This is a genomic window from Streptomyces sp. CS113 (genome assembly GCF_002188365.1).
In the GTDB taxonomy this organism is placed as follows: Bacteria; Actinomycetota; Actinomycetes; order Streptomycetales; family Streptomycetaceae; genus Streptomyces; species Streptomyces tendae.
Genome location: NZ_KZ195574.1, coordinates 7,974,129 through 7,990,574, shown reverse-complemented (window position 1 = coordinate 7,990,574; position 16,446 = coordinate 7,974,129). Strand labels below are relative to the sequence as shown.

At 72.2% G+C, this 16,446-nt stretch carries 17 protein-coding genes; 8 read left to right on the top strand and 9 right to left on the bottom strand.

Features of this window, described 5'->3' with window-relative positions:
• Positions 1-7 precede the first annotated feature (7 nt).
• Complete coding sequence (locus B9W62_RS36070) at positions 8-697, bottom strand: response regulator transcription factor (RefSeq protein ID WP_087811102.1); 690 nt, start codon at positions 695-697, stop codon at positions 8-10.
• Between the two features lie 113 nt (positions 698-810).
• Here B9W62_RS36070 and B9W62_RS36065 point away from each other — a divergent pair, with 113 nt between their 5' ends.
• Positions 811-1,746 carry a DUF3152 domain-containing protein gene (locus tag B9W62_RS36065; RefSeq protein ID WP_087812260.1) on the top strand — a complete coding sequence of 312 codons (936 nt, stop codon included), beginning with the start codon at positions 811-813 and terminating at the stop codon, positions 1,744-1,746.
• Here the strand turns inward: B9W62_RS36065 and B9W62_RS36060 are convergent.
• From B9W62_RS36060 to B9W62_RS36045, 4 genes are read right to left on the bottom strand one after another with little or no spacing between them, the layout of a single operon-like run.
• Complete coding sequence (locus B9W62_RS36060; protein WP_087812259.1) at positions 1,724-1,936, bottom strand: hypothetical protein; 213 nt, start codon at positions 1,934-1,936, stop codon at positions 1,724-1,726. The two genes, B9W62_RS36065 and B9W62_RS36060, sit on opposite strands and share 23 nt — an antisense overlap.
• A 47-nt stretch (positions 1,937-1,983) precedes the next feature.
• A complete protein-coding gene (locus B9W62_RS36055) occupies positions 1,984-3,003 on the bottom strand; it encodes a TerC family protein (protein WP_087811101.1) in 1,020 nt (339 codons plus the stop codon).
• Between the two features lie 27 nt (positions 3,004-3,030).
• Positions 3,031-4,077, bottom strand: a complete 1,047-nt coding sequence (locus B9W62_RS36050; protein WP_179235839.1) for an SPFH domain-containing protein — start codon at positions 4,075-4,077, stop codon at positions 3,031-3,033.
• Positions 4,078-4,079: 2 nt separating this feature from the next.
• The gene (locus tag B9W62_RS36045; RefSeq protein ID WP_087812258.1) at positions 4,080-4,511 is read right to left on the bottom strand and encodes an NfeD family protein; all 432 of its coding nucleotides are present in this window, start codon (positions 4,509-4,511) and stop codon (positions 4,080-4,082) included.
• A gap of 612 nt (positions 4,512-5,123) precedes the next feature.
• Between B9W62_RS36045 and B9W62_RS36035 the strand changes: the two genes are divergently transcribed.
• Complete coding sequence (locus tag B9W62_RS36035) at positions 5,124-5,579, top strand: DoxX family protein (protein ID WP_087811099.1); 456 nt, start codon at positions 5,124-5,126, stop codon at positions 5,577-5,579.
• 60 nt (positions 5,580-5,639) lie between these two features.
• Here B9W62_RS36035 and B9W62_RS36030 read toward each other — a convergent pair whose 3' ends face one another.
• Positions 5,640-6,761 (bottom strand): FAD-dependent oxidoreductase, encoded by a 1,122-nt coding sequence (locus B9W62_RS36030; RefSeq protein ID WP_087812257.1) that lies wholly within the window; start codon positions 6,759-6,761, stop codon positions 5,640-5,642.
• A gap of 149 nt (positions 6,762-6,910) precedes the next feature.
• Here B9W62_RS36030 and B9W62_RS36025 point away from each other — a divergent pair, with 149 nt between their 5' ends.
• The 4 genes from B9W62_RS36025 (at position 6,911) to B9W62_RS36010 (ending at position 12,204) form a co-directional block, all read left to right on the top strand.
• Positions 6,911-7,630 carry a TetR/AcrR family transcriptional regulator gene (locus B9W62_RS36025; RefSeq protein WP_087812256.1) on the top strand — a complete coding sequence of 240 codons (720 nt, stop codon included), beginning with the start codon at positions 6,911-6,913 and terminating at the stop codon, positions 7,628-7,630.
• Positions 7,631-7,948: 318 nt separating this feature from the next.
• Complete coding sequence (locus B9W62_RS36020) at positions 7,949-9,133, top strand: beta-ketoacyl-[acyl-carrier-protein] synthase family protein (RefSeq protein ID WP_087812255.1); 1,185 nt, start codon at positions 7,949-7,951, stop codon at positions 9,131-9,133.
• A gap of 171 nt (positions 9,134-9,304) precedes the next feature.
• The gene (locus B9W62_RS36015; RefSeq protein WP_087811098.1) at positions 9,305-11,464 is read left to right on the top strand and encodes a SpoIIE family protein phosphatase; all 2,160 of its coding nucleotides are present in this window, start codon (positions 9,305-9,307) and stop codon (positions 11,462-11,464) included.
• Between the two features lie 113 nt (positions 11,465-11,577).
• Positions 11,578-12,204, top strand: coding sequence for a histidine phosphatase family protein (locus B9W62_RS36010; protein WP_087811097.1), 627 nt, complete (start codon positions 11,578-11,580; stop codon positions 12,202-12,204).
• A gap of 122 nt (positions 12,205-12,326) precedes the next feature.
• Here the strand turns inward: B9W62_RS36010 and B9W62_RS36005 are convergent, their stop codons facing one another.
• Complete coding sequence (locus B9W62_RS36005; RefSeq protein ID WP_179235838.1) at positions 12,327-13,796, bottom strand: MFS transporter; 1,470 nt, start codon at positions 13,794-13,796, stop codon at positions 12,327-12,329.
• 231 nt (positions 13,797-14,027) lie between these two features.
• On the opposite strand from B9W62_RS36005, the gene B9W62_RS36000 reads away from it, so the two are divergent.
• Both B9W62_RS36000 and B9W62_RS35995 read left to right on the top strand, forming a co-directional pair.
• Positions 14,028-14,363, top strand: coding sequence for an ArsR/SmtB family transcription factor (locus B9W62_RS36000; RefSeq protein ID WP_087811096.1), 336 nt, complete (start codon positions 14,028-14,030; stop codon positions 14,361-14,363).
• A gap of 26 nt (positions 14,364-14,389) precedes the next feature.
• On the top strand, positions 14,390-14,836 hold the full coding sequence (locus B9W62_RS35995; protein WP_143665495.1) for a MarR family winged helix-turn-helix transcriptional regulator: 447 nt from the start codon (positions 14,390-14,392) through the stop codon (positions 14,834-14,836).
• Between the two features lie 50 nt (positions 14,837-14,886).
• Here B9W62_RS35995 and B9W62_RS35990 read toward each other — a convergent pair whose 3' ends face one another.
• Together B9W62_RS35990 and B9W62_RS35985 are read right to left on the bottom strand one after the other, a co-directional pair.
• Positions 14,887-15,921, bottom strand: coding sequence for a Gfo/Idh/MocA family protein (locus tag B9W62_RS35990; RefSeq protein ID WP_143665494.1), 1,035 nt, complete (start codon positions 15,919-15,921; stop codon positions 14,887-14,889).
• Entirely contained in the window at positions 15,911-16,411 is a 501-nt protein-coding gene (locus B9W62_RS35985) for a flavin reductase family protein (RefSeq protein ID WP_087811093.1), read from the bottom strand. Before B9W62_RS35985 ends, B9W62_RS35990 begins: the two co-directional genes overlap by 11 nt.
• Between the last annotated feature and the right edge of the window lie 35 nt (positions 16,412-16,446).

The window sequence follows — 16,446 nt, the reverse complement described above, 5'->3', positions numbered from 1 at the left end:
GGAACTCTCACCGGGGCCCGAAACGGTAGCCGAAGCCGCGCACGGTGTGGACGTAGCGCGGACTGCCCGACGGCTCACCGATCTTGGACCGCAGTCGCTTGACGCAGGCGTCCACGAGCCGTGCGTCCCCGTGGTAGTTGTGCTCCCACACGGCTTCCAGGAGCTGCTGGCGGCTGAACACCTGCCCGGCCGAGGCGGACAGGGTGAGCAGCAGCCGCAGTTCGGAGGGGCCGAGGGCGACGGGCCGTCCCTGGTGGGTGACGGTCAGCCCGGCCCGGTCGATGACCAGGTCGCCGTGGTGTTCGGTGCGCGGTGTGCCCTGGTCGTCCGTCGTGCCGCCCACGCGGCGCAGCACGGCGCGTATGCGTGCGTCCAGCACGCGGGCGCGCACCGGTTTGACGACGTAGTCGTCGGCGCCGGACTCCAGGCCGACGACGATGTCGGTGTCGTCGCCGCGTGCGGTGGCCATGATGATCGGCACCTGGTCGTGGGCGCGTATGCGGCGGCACACCTCCAGGCCGGACATGCCCGGCAGCATCAGGTCGAGGACCACGGCGTCGGGCCGGAACGACCGGAGCTGCTCGAGCCCGTCCTCGCCGGTCGCGGCCGCGGCGACCTCGTGCCCCTGCCGGCGCAGGGCCAGTCGCACGCCGTCCCGGACGGCGCGGTCGTCTTCGATGATCAGGACCCGTGGCATGGACCTCAGTATGGGGGTGGGCGGGCGGCGGACCACGGCCGGGTGACGGCTGTTACACAGCGGTCCAAAAGCCGTCCACGGACGATCACACGGCCCCGGCAGGCTTTGTGATCATGAACGAGCGCCGCCGACCGACTCCCCCACCGTCCTCCGCCACCGCGGGCCGCCGACGCCGCGACGGCCGCTCCCGCCGCCGACGCGGCGGCCGGCCCCGGCTGTTGTGGCCGGGGCTCGCGGCCGGGGCCGTCCTGGTGCTCGCCGGCGGTCTGGCCCTCAGGGGCGCGACGGAGCCCTCCGGCGGCTCGTCCGACACGGCCGGTGCGTCCTCGTCGGCCCCGGGGGGCGAGGCGCCCCTGGCCGGGGCGACGGAGGAGGGTTCCACGGCCGCGCCGACGAAGGAGAAGGAAGCACAGGAGGAGAAGGAGAAGGGCAAGGGGAAGGACGGGAAGGGGACGGAGGAGAAACCGGACCCCGACTCGATTCCGTCGTCCGGACCTGGGACGTTCGCCACCGCGGGCGGCGGCGGTGACCTGGTCGGCGGCAGCGGGCGGACGCTGACGTACGTGGTGCAGGTCGAGGACGGCATCGGGATCCCGGCGCCGGACGTCGCGGCCGAGGTGGAACGCGTTCTGGCCGACGAGCGGGGCTGGACCGCCGACGGGAAGGTCGGGTTCCGGCGGGTGTCCGGGGGCGCGTCCGACTTCCGGGTACGGCTCGCCACGGCGGGGACGGTGGACGACATCTGCGGTCAGTACGGCCTGGACACCGGCGGCGAGGTCAACTGCAACGTGGGCCAGGACGTCATGGTCAACCTCAAGCGGTGGCTGCTGGCCACGCAGTACTACGCGGACGACGTGACGTCGTACCGGGCGCTGATCATCAACCACGAGGTGGGGCACTTCCTCGGCCACGGCCATGAGGGCTGCCCCGGGGCCGGGCGTCCGGCCCCGGTGATGATGCAGCAGATCAAGGGCCTGCACGGCTGCCGCACCAACGTCTGGCCCTACGACGCCGACGGGCGTGCGATCACGGGCCCGGCCGTCGGCTGACGGTGTCGCCGTCGGGTTTCCCGCAGTCCGGGTTCCGGCAGGTGCCGGGGCCCCAGACCGGGACGTTGATCCCCAGCGTCTTGTGCCGGTGGATCTCGGCGGGGACCCGGTGGCCGCAGGTCGGGCAGATCTCCTCGTACTTCGCGTCGACCTGTCGCGGCCTTCTCGTCTTCTGCGTGTGACTGCTCATGGTGACCACACCCACGCTCGTGAGACCGGCTGAACGGTTCTTTGCCTTTACTTTACCTTACGCGGAGAGGGCCCGCGCAGCGCGTCCGCGTCCTCCCCGTCCGTCCCGTCTCCCCCGTCCCTCCCCTCCTTCGCGTCGGCGGGCCGGCGCAGGCTCAGTGTCACCGAGATTGCCAGGACCACGACGATGACCGCCAGGCTCACCGGGGAGGGGATCTCCGGCACGGCGGGGCTGACCATCTTGTGCGTCGCCTGGAGGATGAGTTTGACGCCGATGAAGCCGAGGATGACCGCCAGGCCGGTGCTCAGGTAGTGGAAGCGCTCCAGCAGCCCCGACAGCATGAAGTAGAGGGCGCGCAGGCCGAGGATGGCGAAGGCGTTGCTGGTGTAGACGATGAAGGTGTCGTCGCTGACGGCGAGCACGGCCGGGACGCTGTCCACGGCGAAGATCAGGTCTGCCGCCTCGATCGCGGCGACGACGGCGAGCAACGGGGTCGCCACGTGCTTGCCCGCTTCCTTCACGAAGAACTTCTGACCCGCGTAGGTGTCCCGCACGGGGACGAACTTGCGCAGCAGCCGCACGGCGAAGCTCCTGCCGGGGTCGAAGCTCTCCTCCTCGCCCTTGAGGATCTTGTAGACGCTGTAGAAGAGGATGGCCGCGAAGGCGAACAGCACGGCGGTGAAGCGGTTGACCACGGCCACGCCGGCGGCGAGGAAGACGCCGCGGAACACGAGGGCGCCGATGACGCCGAAGAACAGCACGCGGTGCTGATAGGCACGGGGCACCTGGAAGTAGGCGAAGATCAGGGCGAAGACGAAGAGGTTGTCGACCGAGAGGCTCTTCTCCAGCAGCCACGCGGTGGTGTACTCGGTGCCCGCCGTGCTGCCGAGGACGAGGAAGACGACCGCGCCGAAGGCGAGGGCCAGGCCCACCCACAGACCGCTCCAGGCGGCCGCTTCCCTGAAGCCGATGACGTGGGCGCTGCGGTGTGCCAGCAGGTCCACGGCGAGCGAGACGACGACGGTGGCGGCGAAGACCACCCAGAGCCAGAAGGGCACATCGAACATGGGGGCCTCGCAATGAGCTGGGGGGTGTCAGCGGTCCTCGGCGACGGGCGCCGGCCGCATCGCCTCGGTGGGCACGCCGTTGGCCCTGGCCGCGTCGGCGAGGGCCTGTGCCGCGGCCTCGGCGGCCTGCGCCGTGTCGCTGGCCGCCTGGGCGGCTCCGTCGTCCGAGGGGCTCTCCCGGGTGGCCGGCGATTGCGGCAGCGCCTCGGTGAAGGCGCGGGAGACTCCCTGGAGGGCGGAGGTGACTTCGCTGGGGATGACCCAGAACGTGCTGCCCGAGCCCTGCGCCAGCTGGGGCAGCACCTGGAGGTACTGGTAGGCGAGGAGCTTGGGGTCGGGGTCGTTGCGGTGGACGGCCTGGAAGACCTCGTCGATGGCCCGGGACTGTCCCTCCGCCTTCAGGATCTCGGCGGTGCGGTTGCCCTCGGCGCGCAGGACGGCGGCCTGCTTGTCGCCCTCGGCGGTGAGGATCTGCGACTGCCGCTGGCCCTCCGCGCCGAGGATCGCGGCCCGCTTGTCCCGCTCGGCCCGCATCTGCTTCTGCATGGCGTCCTTGATGGACTGCGGCGGGTCGATCGCCTTGATCTCCACCCGGTTCACCCGCAGCCCCCATTTGCCGGTGGCCTCGTCGAGCACCCCGCGCAGTTGGCTGTTGATGGTGTCGCGCGAGGTGAGGGTCTTCTCCAGGTCCATGGATCCCACGACGTTGCGCAGGGTGGTGACGGTGAGCTGCTCGACCGCCTGGAGGAAGTTCGCGATCTCGTAGAAGGCCGCACGCGGGTCCGTGACCTGGAAGTACAGCACGGTGTCGATCTCGACGACCAGATTGTCCTCGGTGATGACCGGTTGGGGCTTGAAGGAAACGACCTGCTCGCGCAGGTCGATCACCGGATAGACCCGGTCGATGTACGGAATGACCACGCTGAGCCCGGGTTTCAGCGTGCGGTGGTAGCGGCCGAGCCGTTCGACGTTTCGGGCGCGCGCCTGCGGCACGATGCGCACCGCCCGCACCACGGTGAAAACCGCGAGAAGCGCGACGATCACACCGGCGATGAGGAACGCCGAGGCTTCCATGGTCACTCCCGGGGATAGACGAATGCGGTGGTGCCGCTGATCTCCAGGACGTCGACGGTCGCGCCCGGGGGAATCACCAGCGTCTCGTCGTAGGAACGGGCCGTCCATTCCTCGCCGCCGATACGGACCCTGCCTTCTCTTCCGGTCACTTCGGAAAGGACGTACGCGGCCTGCCCGACCAGGGCGTCCACCCCGAACCGCTGGGTCTGGGGCTGGACGAGGTGGCGCAGGGCGACGGGGCGGAGGAAGAAGAGGGTGATCGCGGAGACGACCGTGAACACGAGGAATTGAAAAGGCGTGGAAAGGCCGGCCGCCGCGGATCCCGCCGTGATGAGAGCGGCCGCTCCCAGCATTCCGAGCGCGGCGGTCAGGGTGAAGATCTCCGCCACGATCAGGACCGCCGAAATGATCAGCCAGATCAGCCACGGGTCCATCACGGCCCCCTTCCCGCTTTTGAATTATTTTACCGGCTTTCCAGAAAAGCGGCCCCGTTCGTCAGCGGCGGGCGCCGGGAGGCGCGGGGGGCCGGCGCGCGCCGCGGTCGGTGCGCGCCGGCCGTCGCGCTCACGCGGTCGCGCAGGCTCCGAGGTCTTCCCAGACGCCCCATTCGCCGGTGGTGCCGGGCTCCTCGCCCCGCCAATCTTCTGGTTGCCGATGAAGTACTGCCAGTCGGCGGTGGCGTGCCGCGCCGTGTGGTGCCAGGTGAAGGTGTGCGCGGTGCCCACCGGCGTGACCCGCCAGCCCTCCGATACAGGTCTAGACCTGACGTGTTCAGGCCTAGACCATAGCGGCAAACCCGGTGCGGTCAAGGGCTCGCGCAACATCAACCAGCTTGCAGTGAAGGGGATTTGACGGGACGTCCGGCGTGCGCAACTCGTTGCGCTATTGGTCTAGACAAGGGTCGTCGTGATGGTTAAAAGTCGAATGGGTCGTGCGTCTCCCCCCTCCCTCGGGACGCCCTCGGACCCAGCCCCCGTGCTGCGCACCATCCCCACCGGCCGCCCGGTCCCGATCCGCGGCCGCTGCGCAAGAGAGGAGCACCACCGTTGGAAGCGTTGGAGAAACGCAGGGAGCACGTGATCGCGCTCTTCCGCATCGTCGTGGGCCTGCTGTTCGCCTGCCACGGAGCCGCCACCCTGTTCGACGTCCTGGGCGGCCCGCACGGCGCCGCACCCGACGTCGCCGAGTGGCCCGGCTGGTGGGCCGCCGTGGTGCAACTCGTCGGCGGCACACTGGTCCTGTGCGGCCTCGTCACCCGCACCGCGGCCGTCCTGTGCTCCGGGTCCATGGCGTACGCCTATTTCGTGGAGCACCAGCCCGACGGACTCTTCCCCATCGAGAACGGCGGGGAGTCGGCGGCCATGTTCTGCTGGTCCTTCCTCCTGGTCGCCGCCCTGGGCCCGGGCCGCTGGAGTCTGGCTTCGCGCCTGCGCCCCCGCAGAGGGGCCGGCGGCCGAGCGGTCACCGGGCCGATGCCCACGGACACGCCGACGTCCGTCTGAGGCGGGGCCCGCCCGACCGGCGCGGAGCGGTGGTCACCCCGGGGACCGCCGCACCGCCGCCTACTCCCCGCCGGCGAACATCCTGATCAGGCCGTGCGGTGTGTCGTCGCCGAACATCAGGGCGTGCAGCCGGGACGCCTCGGCGGCCTCCGCCGCACCGCGCGGGAACAAGTCCCGCTCGTACGCGGCGAGCGCGGCCTCCACGTCGCCGGGGTGCGCGGCGAGAGCCCTGCCGAGTTCGGCGCCGTCGTACATGGCCAGGTTGGCGCCTTCGCCGGACGGCGGCACGAGGTGGGCCGCGTCACCGAGCAGGGTGACGCCGGGCACCCGCTCCCAGCGGTGCCCGGCGGGGAGGGTGTACAGCGGACGCACGACCGGCGCGGTGTCGGCGTCGGTGATCATCGCCGTCAACTCCGGCGCCCATCCGGCGAACTCCCGCGCCACCCGCGCGACGCCCGCCGCCTCGGCGAGGTCCATGCCGTCGAACCACTCCCGCGGCTTGCGCAGGGCCACGTAGCCGTGCAGAGTCCCGCCGCTCTCCCGGTGGGCCTGGATCGCCTTCCCCGGCGCGAGGGCGAGCATCGCACCGTCGCCGACCGCCTTCGCGGTCGCCGGGTGCCGGACCTCGGCGTCGAACAGAAAGGTCTCGACGAACGACATGCCGACGTACTCGGGTGCGGCGCCGGACAGCAGCGGACGCACCCGGGACCAGGCGCCGTCCGCGCCGACCAGCAGGCTCGAGACGACGGAGCCGCCGTCCGCGAACTCCACCTCGTGGCCGCCGCCGCCCAGGGAGCGGACGGCGCGGACCTTGTGCCCCCAGCGGACGGTGCCGGGCGGGAGCGACTCGAGCAGTATCCGCCGCAGTTCACCGCGCATCACCTCGGGGCGGCCGCCCGTGCCGTCGTCGCCCTCCTCGAACAGGACCGTCCCGTCCGGCGCGAGGGCCCGCGTCGCCTGCCGGCCCTCCAGGACGAGACCGCGGAACTCCTCGGACAGGCCCGCGGCGCGCAGCGCCGTCCGGCCGTTGTGGTCGTGGATGTCGAGCATCCCGCCCTGGGCGCGGGCCGCCGCCGAGGCCTCGGCCTCGTAGACCGTGGCCGGGATTCCGTGGACGTGCAGGACGCGGGCGAGCGTGAGGCCGCCGAGTCCGGCGCCGACGATCGTGACGTGCGTGGTCATGGCCATACCTCCTGATCGCGGCCCCCGCGGACCGGGAAGCCGACGGGACCGACTGGGTCTGGAACGGTGTTCCAGTACTTCTAGGGTGGAACGCCGTTCCAGTCGCTGTCAAGCTGGAACGACGTTCCAGGAGGTCTAGGATGAAGGGCATGGCACCCAGGTCGCGCCGCCCTGAACGGCGGCAGGAACCCCTCTCGCGGGAGCGGATCGTCACCGCCGCCGTCGAACTGCTCGACACCGTGGGCGAGCGCGGCCTCACCTTCCGCGCGCTGGCCGAGCGCCTCTCGACCGGCCCCGGGGCGATCTACTGGCACATCACGGGGAAGACAGAACTGCTCGGCGCCGCCACGGACGCGGTCGTCACCGCCGCGGTGACCGCCGGGCCCGCCGGCACCGCCGACTCGCCCCAGGACGCCGTCCGTGCCGTCGCGCTCGGCCTGTTCGACGCGACCGAGGCGCACCCGTGGCTGGCCACGCAGCTCGCGACGCAGTTGTCCCGCACCCCCTGGGGGACGGTGGCGCCCCGGATCTTCGAGAGCCTCGGCCGCCAGGTCCAGGCGATGGGTGTGCCCGAGGCCCACTGGTTCACGGCGTCCTCGGCACTGATGCACTACATCCTCGGCGCCGCCGGCCAGAACGCCGTGAACTCCGCGAGCGCCGCCCACGCGGGCCCGTCGGGGAGCGACGTGGACCGGGACGAGTTCCTCGGCACCGTGTCGACGGCGTGGGAGGGGCTCGACCCGGACGCGTACCCGTTCACCCGGGCCGTGGCGGACCAGGTGCGCGGTCACGACGACCGCGAGCAGTTCCTCGCCGGGATCAGCCTCGTCCTGGCCGGCATCACGGCACTTCACCGGCCCGCCCGCTAGCCCGGGGCGCAGCCGCTCGCCGTCGGGGCGGCCTTCGGCGTGTGCGCCGTCTCACTCATCCCGCAGTCGCCCACGTTGCGTGGGTCACTGCGGAAATGCCCCTTTCGCGGCCATGCTCGATGTGAGAGGCGCCGCGCGAAGTCGCGCACAGCGTCGTCGACTTGGCCGCGCCGCGGTCAAGTGAGCCATGCCACAGCGCTCGTGACGCCGCCCCTTCCTGCTGCCTCTTCTGCCTCCTTCTCCCCCCTCCCTCCCCCACCGTTCCCCTTCCTCAGCTGCGCCCCCGCTCACTGCGGAATTCGTAGAAAGGTGCCGATCGTGGCCGCTTACCTGTGCGCTCCCGCCGTGATACACGGCGAGCACTCCGTGAAGACCAGCGACATCGTGGCCGAAGTACGCGACCGGCACCCGGACGCGGCGTGGGCGCCGCGGATCGACGGCATCGCCGCCAGTACGGGCATCGAGTCCCGCGGCTGGATGCTTCCGCTGGAGGCCGCCGTCGCACCCGGCCACGGCGGCGTCCTGGGGACCGCCGGTCCGGAGGCCGCCCGCGAGGCGCTGGCCCGCCACGGGTTCGGCGAGCAGGACGCGGACCGTGTGATCGCCGCCCTCGGGTCGGCGCCCGCGTCCCAGACCGTCCAGGAACGCACCGCCCCGGCCTGGGAGGCCGTCCAGTCCTACGGGGAACGCGCGGCGCGCGGGGCCCTGCAAATCGCCGGGCTGGACGCCGCGGACGTCGACTGCCTGATCACCAGCAACTCCACCACCCCGGCGCTGCCCGGCCTCGACGTGGCCCTGGCCAACCGGCTGCCGCTGCGCGGCGATGCCATGCTGCTGCCGGCCACCCAGTGGGCCTGCGTGGCCGGGACCCGTTCCCTGGCGCTGGCGGCGGACCTCGTGGCGGCGGACCCCGACCGGGTGGTCCTGGTCGTGATCTCCGAGGCGCTGAGTACGACCTACCAGCCCGCCGACGACACCCTGGAGTCCCTGATCGTCCGGCTGCTGTTCGCGGACACCGCGGTCGCCGCGGTGGTCACGGGCCGCCCGAGGCGCGAGTCGGTGCTCCGGCTGGACGCCGCCTGGCACCACACCCTGCCGGGCACACGGGACCTGCACCGGCTGGAGACGCGGGCGGACGGCACCCACTTCGTGATGGACCGGCGCGGTCCGCGAGCGGTGCAGGAGACGGTCACCGCGATGTGGGAGTGGCTCCGCGTCCGCTACGAGGACGACCCCGCCTCCTGGCACCCCGACGTCCTGCTCGCGCACCCCGGCGGGACCCGGGTGCTGGAGTACATGGAGCAGACGATGCCCGACGCGTGGCCGTCGGGGCTCCTGGAGTACAGCCGGGACAGCTACACCAGCGGCAACCGCGGGGGCGCCGCCGTCTTCGACATCCTGCGCCGGGCGCACGACGCGGGGCAGCAGGCGGGCAGCCGTGCCGTCCTCTACGCGGCCGCCCCCGGCCTCACGGCCACCGCCCTGGAAGGGGAGTGGCTCTAGCCACCCGACCGGTCACCCTCCGTGACCGCCGTGCGGTCCGCTGATGTGGGCGAAGCGTCCGCCGGTGTTATTGAATGGGGTGTGCGGTCGGGGTCTCGGGGGCCCTTCCGCACGGGTTCGAGTACGGCCCCGGCACTGTGCCGGGGTTGGCGAGCGAGCTGAGGGAGCCGCATGGACTCCACACCCTCCCCTTCGTCCTCGTCGCCGTTCGACCTGGTCAGCAGCGCTCTCGGGCGCTACATCCCGCGTGGCGGAGCGGCGGCGGCCGGTTCTGCCGAGGCGCGGGGCGACCCCGCGGGGGGTCGGCCGGAGCACGGGCATCCGGCAGGGGGCCGGGCGGAGCAGATCCTCGGTGCGGTCAATGTGGACCGGGAGCTGAGGGTCACCCACCGCAATCTGGAAGCCCCCGTCTTCGCCGGGCTGGACGCGGTGATCGGGAGCCCGTTCGTCGATCTCCTGCCCCGGGGGGACGTTCCGACGGTCACCCGCCGGCTGCGGCAGGTCCTCGAGACCGGCGAGGCGCACGTGGCCCGGGTCCAGCGCCTGCGGCGCCGCGACGGCTCGGAGCTGGTCGTCTCGATGAGCATCCTGCCCGCGGCGGCGCCCCAGGAGGGCCTGACCGTCTCCGTCATCGCCATGGCCAGGAGGCTGCACCTGTACGCCGCCGAGACCGCGATCGGCACGTCGCTGGACATCGGCGAGACGGCGCAGTCGCTGGCGGAGTCGCTGCTGGCGTGGGGGGACGTGGCCGCCGTCGATCTCGACTTCGCCGTGTGGACGGGCGAGGGGGTCACCGAGCGGGCGCAGGGCCGCATCCGGCTGCGGCGGGCGGCGCTGGTGCCGGACCGGGCGTGGCCCGAGGGCTATGTGGCTCTGGGTGAGGATCTGCCCAGCGACGCCAGTCGTCTGCTGTCGCAGGCGATACGCCGCGCCGACGCCCCCCAGTCCATCGTCCTGCCCGACCGCGAGGCGATCGAGCGGGTCCTCGGCAGCCCGCGGCTGGTGCGTGCCCTGGTGCCCGGGGACCGGTCGGCGGGGGTGGCGTGCGTCCCGCTGGTCCTGGAGGGCGATCCCCCCGTCGTCCTGGGCGTGGCGGAGGTCTGGCGGCGGGCGGACCGTCCCTTCGCCGACAGCGAGCTGCTCGACCTCCAGGAACTGGTGGCCAGAACCTCCCACCACGTGGACCTGGCGCGCCAGCACCAGCGCGAGCACACCCAGGTGCTGGCCCTCCAGCGCCGGCTGCTGCCGCGCTCCGGCGGGTCAACCGTGCAGACCGCCAGCGTCTACCAGCCCGCCACTCCCGACAGCGCGGGCGTCGGCGGTGACTGGGTGAACAGCTTTCCGCTGCCGGACGGCCGTACCGCGCTGGTCGTCGGCGATGTCGTCGGGCACGGGCTGGGGGCGGCGGCGACCATGGGCCAGCTGAGCATGGAGGCCCGCGCGCTGCTGTCCGCGGGCCTGGCGCCCGACGAGGTGCTGGAGCACCTGGACGAGACGGTGACGCTGCTGGACGACGCGGAGTCCGGACTGGCGGCCGGCTACAGCGCCCTCGGCTCGACCTGCTGCGTCGCCGTCTACGACCCCGTCAGCCACCGAGTGGTGCTGTCCAGCGCGGGCCACCTGCCGCCGATCCTGGTGTCGCCCGACGGACACGCCGGCCCCCTTCCGGTCCGCCCGCACCCCGGTCTGGGCGCCGAGTTCGCGCTGCGGGAGCCGTTCGGCGTGCACACCTTCGTCGCACCCCCGGGGTCCCTGCTCGCCCTCTACACCGACGGCCTGGTCGAGGACCCGGCCGTGCCGATCGACGAGGGCATCGGCAGGCTGGCGGACGCCGTGTCCGCGGTGCACCCCTGGGACACGCTGCAACAGGCCGCGCGGCGGGTGGTCTCCGAGGTGATGCCGACGCGCCAGCGCGACGACGTGACCCTGCTGCTGGCCCGCATGATCGGCTACCGCAAGGGGGACACCGCTACCTGGCGGCTGCCCGCCCGCGACGACGCGGCCGCGCGGGCCCGCGCGCTGGTCGCCGCGCTGCTGCGGCAGTGGCGCACCAGGGACAGCACCCGGGACAGCGTGCTGCTCCTGGTCAGCGAGCTGGTCACCAACGCGGTCCGGTTCGCCGGCGGCCCCATCACGGTCCGGCTGATCAGGGCCGGTCCGGGCCTGCTGTGCGAGGTCGGCGACACCGGCAACGGCAGACCGCGGCTGGGCCGGGGCGGGCCGCTCGACGACGGGGGCCGCGGCCTGCACGTGGTGCACCGGCTCACCAGCCGGTGGGGAGTGCGGTGGACGGACACCGGCAAGGTGGTCTGGGCCGAGGTCGTGCGCTGACGCGACCGCGGGACGGCAGTCGTGCGGCTCGCGCGACGTGCGGGGAACCGGGGCGCGGGGTCGGGCGTCCTTCCCCGACACGAGATCCCCAGCGCGCCCCGAGGAGTTGCCGGATGACCGGCACGGCCACCCGTTACCTCTATCTCGCGCGGCACGGCGAGGCCGCACCGGACGAGAGCGGGCTGACGGACGCCGGTCGACGGCAGGCGACCCTGCTCGGCCGGCGCCTGAGCGACGTACCGCTGACCGCCGTGCACCACGGCCCCCTGCCGCGGGCGGCCGAGACCGCGCGCCTGGTCGCGGACGAACTGGACGGCGTCACCGTGTGCGGGTCGGAGATCGCCGGTGACTACGTGCCGCACCTACCGGAACGGGACGAGCTCCCGGCCGAGTCGGCGGACTTCTACCTGGACTTCCTGGCCGACGCCTCGGACGAGGAGCGCGAACACGGCCCCGCGCTCGCCCGTGAGGCGCTGCGCCGTTTCGCCGGGGTGGTGACGGACGGCGACCGGGACCGGCACGAGCTGGTCGTCACCCACAACTTCCTCATCGCCTGGCTCGTCCGCGACGCCCTGCACGCACCGAAGTGGCGGTGGCTGGGCCTCAACCACGCCAACGCGGCGCTCACCGTCATCCGCTACGCGCCCGGCCGAGCCGCCTCCGTCCTCCTGTCCAACGACATGCGGCACCTGCCCGCCGAGCTGCGCTGGACGGGCTTTCCCCCCGAACTGCACGTCTGAGGGCCGGGGCCGACGAGGAGCTGCCTCCAGGAACCCGAAGGCTCCTGGAGGCAGCTTGGTGAGCGGGCATCGGATTCGCGCCGGGCGGGGGATGACCGGCACGAGTCCCCTGCTTCAGCCGCTCACCGCACCGTGAGGACGGAGTCCTCCGCGGCGGACCGGGTGGGTGCGGCGGGTTTGCGCGGCAGACCCATCGTGATCAGAAGCCCGATCACCATGCCCGCCGCGGTGAGCAGGACGACGACGAACTCCCCGTCGGCGGTGGCATGCCTGAGGGCATCGCCCACCTTGCCGTCGGTGCCCGCGTCGGCGATGGCGGTCAGGACCGCCAGGCCGATGGCGTTGCCGATGTTGAGGGTCGTGGAGGCCATGCCGTTGGCGATGCCCTGCTCGTTGGGGGCGACGCCGGTGGAGGCGGCGATCCACATGGCCGTCCAGACGATGCCCTGGCCGACGCCGGACAGGATCAGACCCGGCAGCGCGGTCGCGTAGGTGGCGTCGGCGTCGAAGCCCAGGGCGAGGACGGCGGTGCCGACGGCGCCGAGGGCGAAGCCCGCGATCAGGGTGGTACGGGTCCCCAGCCGGGTGGTCAGTCGTTCACCGAGCTGTGTTCCGGTGGCGATGGCCACGGAGGGGACGAGGAAGGCCAGCCCGGTCTCCAGGGCGCTGTAGCCGTGGACGTTCTGCATCAGGACGGTCAGGAAGTACGGCAGGGTGCCGAAGGTGGCCATGTAGAGGAAGGTCACCGTGATGCCGACGCTCAGGCTGCGGTTGCGGAAGAGCCGGAACGGCATCAGCGGATCCTTGCTGCGCCCTTCGACCGCGGCGAAGGCGACGAGCAGGATGACGGACACGATGAACGCGGCGATCACGAGCGCGTCGGTCCATCCCCGCTCGGGTCCCTGGACCAGGGCGAAGACCAGGAGGGTGGAGCCGCCGGTGGCGGTCAGTGCGCCGGGCAGGTCGAACCTGCGCTTCTCGGTGCGCTGCGCGTCCCGGGGGATGACGGCGAGCGCGGCCAGGGCCACGGCGCCGGCCAGCGGCACGTTGACGTAGAAGACGGCCGGCCAGCCGAAGGCTTCGGTGAGGACGCCGCCGAGGAGCGCACCGACGGTCAGCCCGCTGGCACCCGCCCCACCCCACACGGCGAGGGCCTTGTTGCGCTTGGGGCCCTCCTCGAACAGCGTGTTGATCAGGGAGAGCGTCGAGGGCAGCAGCAGTGCGCCGCCGATTCCCTGCACGGCGCGTGCGGCGATGATGACGGCCGGGCTCTCGGCCAGCCCGCCGGCCAGCGACGAGACGGCGTAGATGGTCAGGGCCAGGACGAACATCCGGCGTCGGCCGAGGAGGTCGGCCGCGCGGCCGCCCAGCAGCAGGAATCCGCCCGCGAAGACGACGTAGGCACTGACGACCAGTTGCTGGGTCTGCCCGGGGAAGCCGAGGTCGGATCCGATGTCGGGCAGTGCCACGAAGACGATGTTCAGGTCGAGGGAGAAGATCAGCTGCGCCAGGGCCAGCAGCGCCAGACTCCAGCCCAGTCGTTGCGGCCGCGAGGCAGGTGCGCCTGTCGGCAGCGTGGGTGAAGTGGACATGAGTGGTCAGCCCCTCTTCGGTCATGGGCGGGCAGCCCTGCGATTACGACTGTTCGTATCCTTACGTACAGTCGTAGGGTCCGCAATGCGGCCCGCATCCCTCACTGCGACTTTGGCAAGTCGGGGAACTCCCGCTTCCGCCTGCGACCCGGCCACCGTGCCCGGGCCACCGCAGTCGCCCGCATCCGTCCGGAAGGTCATATTCGACGACTGTCGCGGTACAGTTGAACAATGATCTCCCGTCACCCCGATCGCGATCAGATCCGGATCGAGGCCGTCCTCACCGCGCTGGGCCACCCCATGCGTCTGACCGTCGTTCGCGTGCTGAACGACGGGGAGGAGCACAACTGCGGCAGCATCCTGGACGGCGTGTCCAAGTCGACCATGACGCATCACTGGCGCGTCCTGCGTGACAGCGGCGTCATCTGGCAGCGGCCCTCCGGCCGGGAGAACCTGCTGTCCCTGCGCCGCGAGGACCTCGACACCCGCTACCCGGGACTGCTCGACGCCGTCATCGAGGGCGCCCGGCTCGATGACGAGTCGGACAGGGCCTCCGTGACGTCCTAGCCGTGCTCCGGGAGACTGGCCGGCCCATGTCACCAGGCGCGTTCGAGCCCGGCCGGCAGGCCGTCGTGGCGCTGCACGGCCGCCTCGAAGCGGCGGTGCGCACGGCCCTGCGCGAGCGGTGCGCCCTGAGCGTGCACGAGTTCACCGTGCTCCTCGCGCTGCTGCGCCACGAGCACGGCGGCGCCCCACGAATGCAGCAGCTCGTCGATGCCGTGGCCCTCAGCCCCAGCGCTGTCGCACGGCTCGTGGGCCGGCTCGAGGAACGGGAACTGGTGACGCGCACCCACTGCGCGGTGGACCGCCGGGCTGTTTGCCCGGCGCTCACACCGGCCGGGCGTGCCCTGGCCGGGCAACTGCGGGTTCCCGTGTCCGAGGCGATACGCCAGGGCCTGAGCGAAGCGGGATGCCGCCCTGATCTCGTCCCGTTGGCGCGGGCCGTGCGCCGCGTGGGTGTCTCCGTCCCGGCCCTCTGACAGCAGGCAGGCGGGGACCCGTGCGGCGTGCTGTTCACCGGACGGTTCTCTCAGCGGGGTGCGACAGCGGCCCTGTGAACGGCGTCGAGGAGTACTGCCGTGTTCTCGATGTCCGCCGGCGTGGGCGCATCCCATCGGCTCCGGGCCCTGAGGCTGTCGAGGAAGGCCTCGAGTGCCGCGCCCGCACGGATGGGCGGGTGCCGCTCGTGGTGTCCGCGTACGGCACGGCCCGTCACCACCGACAACTCGGTTCCCTGTGCGCCGACCTCCACCGTGGCCTGTTCGCCCTCGACCCGCAGCAGGAAACCGCCCGGACGGGAGGTCCACCCCGCGTGGAGCGAGACCGGCGCGCCTCCCCAGGTCAGGAGTGCCAGGCCGCCGACGTCGAGTCGGCAGCCGTGACGGCGTGTGAGTTCGGCTCCGCGCACCTGGAGGCGCTGGCGGGGAGCGAGCCAGCTCAGCAGGTCGATGAGGTGGATGCCCAGGTCGGCGAAGCCGCCCGTGCCACCGTGCTCAGGAGTGAGCATCCACGCGGCGTCGCCGGCGAAGACGCCGTCGAGGAGTCCCGGATGGGTGAAGCGGGCGTGCACGTGCGCCACCGGCCCCAGTGCGCCCTGCGTCAGGAGGGTACGCACGCGACGCAGGGCCGGAGCGCAGCGCAGGAACATGGCCGTGGTGGACGGGACGGTGGTCGTCGCCAGCAAGGGCGTCAGACGGGCCGCGGCCCGCGCGGTGGTGCCGAGCGGCTTTTCCACGAGCGCGGGCACCCCGGCCGCCGTGGTCAGCTCCAGCAGTCGCCGGTGCTCCGCGGTGGTGGAGGCGATGACCGCCGCGTCGGCGAACTCCAGCGCCTGCTCGGCGGAGGGCGACGGCCGCGCCGCCGAGGGGCGGCTCGCACCGGTGACCGGCGCGCCGTCGTGGACCGCCACGAGCTCGGCTTCCGGATCCCGCTCGATGACGGCGAGGTGGTCGCGCAGGTGGACGTGGCCCGTGCCGAGGATCGCGATGCGGGTCTTCTTCATCAGCCGGCCGGCCGGTGCCGTCCGTCCCGGTGCGGACGGCTGACGGCTGGGGTCAGCGGGCACCGGCCAAGTGGTCGGTGACCGGTCGGGCGAAGGCGCGATCACTGTAGACCAGTGGAACGCGCTCCTCGCCCACGTACGTCGCTTCGGCACGGCCGACGAGGATGCTGTGGTCTCCGCCGTCCAGGACGTCGTGCATGGAGCACGCGACGCGTGCCGCCGCGTCCTCGAGCCCGGGAAGTCCGAACTCGCAGGGCACCATGTCACCGGCTTCGAACCGGTCGACACCGGATCGGGCGAACCGGAGGGCGACGTCGGCCTGTTCCTGGGCGAGCACGTTGATGAGGAAGCGGTCGGCTCGGCTGAAGGCCTCGTGGGTGCTGGCCGTCTTGTCGAGGCATATCAGTACGAGGGGCGGGTCCAGGGAGAGCGAACTGAAGGAGCTTCCGGTGAAGCCCCATCGTCTTCCGGCCGGGTCCGCGGTGGTGGCGATGGTCACGGGTCCGGGCACCCGTGCCATGGCCCGGACGAAGTTGCTGGAGTCGACGGACATGACTGTCCCTTCCCGTCCTGAGGTACTCGTGGATC

Excerpts from the sequence above, each read along its gene's own strand:
- B9W62_RS36070 (WP_087811102.1), bottom strand. The coding sequence starts at position 697 with ATGCCACGGGTCCTGATCATCGAAGACGACCGCGCCGTCCGGGACGGC.
- B9W62_RS36065 (WP_087812260.1), top strand. The coding sequence starts at position 811 with ATGAACGAGCGCCGCCGACCGACTCCCCCACCGTCCTCCGCCACCGCG.
- B9W62_RS36060 (WP_087812259.1), bottom strand. The coding sequence starts at position 1,936 with ATGAGCAGTCACACGCAGAAGACGAGAAGGCCGCGACAGGTCGACGCG.
- B9W62_RS36055 (WP_087811101.1), bottom strand. The coding sequence starts at position 3,003 with ATGTTCGATGTGCCCTTCTGGCTCTGGGTGGTCTTCGCCGCCACCGTC.
- B9W62_RS36050 (WP_179235839.1), bottom strand. The coding sequence starts at position 4,077 with ATGGAAGCCTCGGCGTTCCTCATCGCCGGTGTGATCGTCGCGCTTCTC.
- B9W62_RS36045 (WP_087812258.1), bottom strand. The coding sequence starts at position 4,511 with ATGGACCCGTGGCTGATCTGGCTGATCATTTCGGCGGTCCTGATCGTG.
- B9W62_RS36030 (WP_087812257.1), bottom strand. The coding sequence starts at position 6,761 with ATGACCACGCACGTCACGATCGTCGGCGCCGGACTCGGCGGCCTCACG.
- B9W62_RS36025 (WP_087812256.1), top strand. The coding sequence starts at position 6,911 with ATGGCACCCAGGTCGCGCCGCCCTGAACGGCGGCAGGAACCCCTCTCG.
- B9W62_RS36015 (WP_087811098.1), top strand. The coding sequence starts at position 9,305 with ATGGACTCCACACCCTCCCCTTCGTCCTCGTCGCCGTTCGACCTGGTC.
- B9W62_RS36010 (WP_087811097.1), top strand. The coding sequence starts at position 11,578 with ATGACCGGCACGGCCACCCGTTACCTCTATCTCGCGCGGCACGGCGAG.
- B9W62_RS36005 (WP_179235838.1), bottom strand. The coding sequence starts at position 13,796 with ATGTCCACTTCACCCACGCTGCCGACAGGCGCACCTGCCTCGCGGCCG.
- B9W62_RS36000 (WP_087811096.1), top strand. The coding sequence starts at position 14,028 with ATGATCTCCCGTCACCCCGATCGCGATCAGATCCGGATCGAGGCCGTC.
- B9W62_RS35995 (WP_143665495.1), top strand. The coding sequence starts at position 14,390 with ATGTCACCAGGCGCGTTCGAGCCCGGCCGGCAGGCCGTCGTGGCGCTG.
- B9W62_RS35985 (WP_087811093.1), bottom strand. The coding sequence starts at position 16,411 with ATGTCCGTCGACTCCAGCAACTTCGTCCGGGCCATGGCACGGGTGCCC.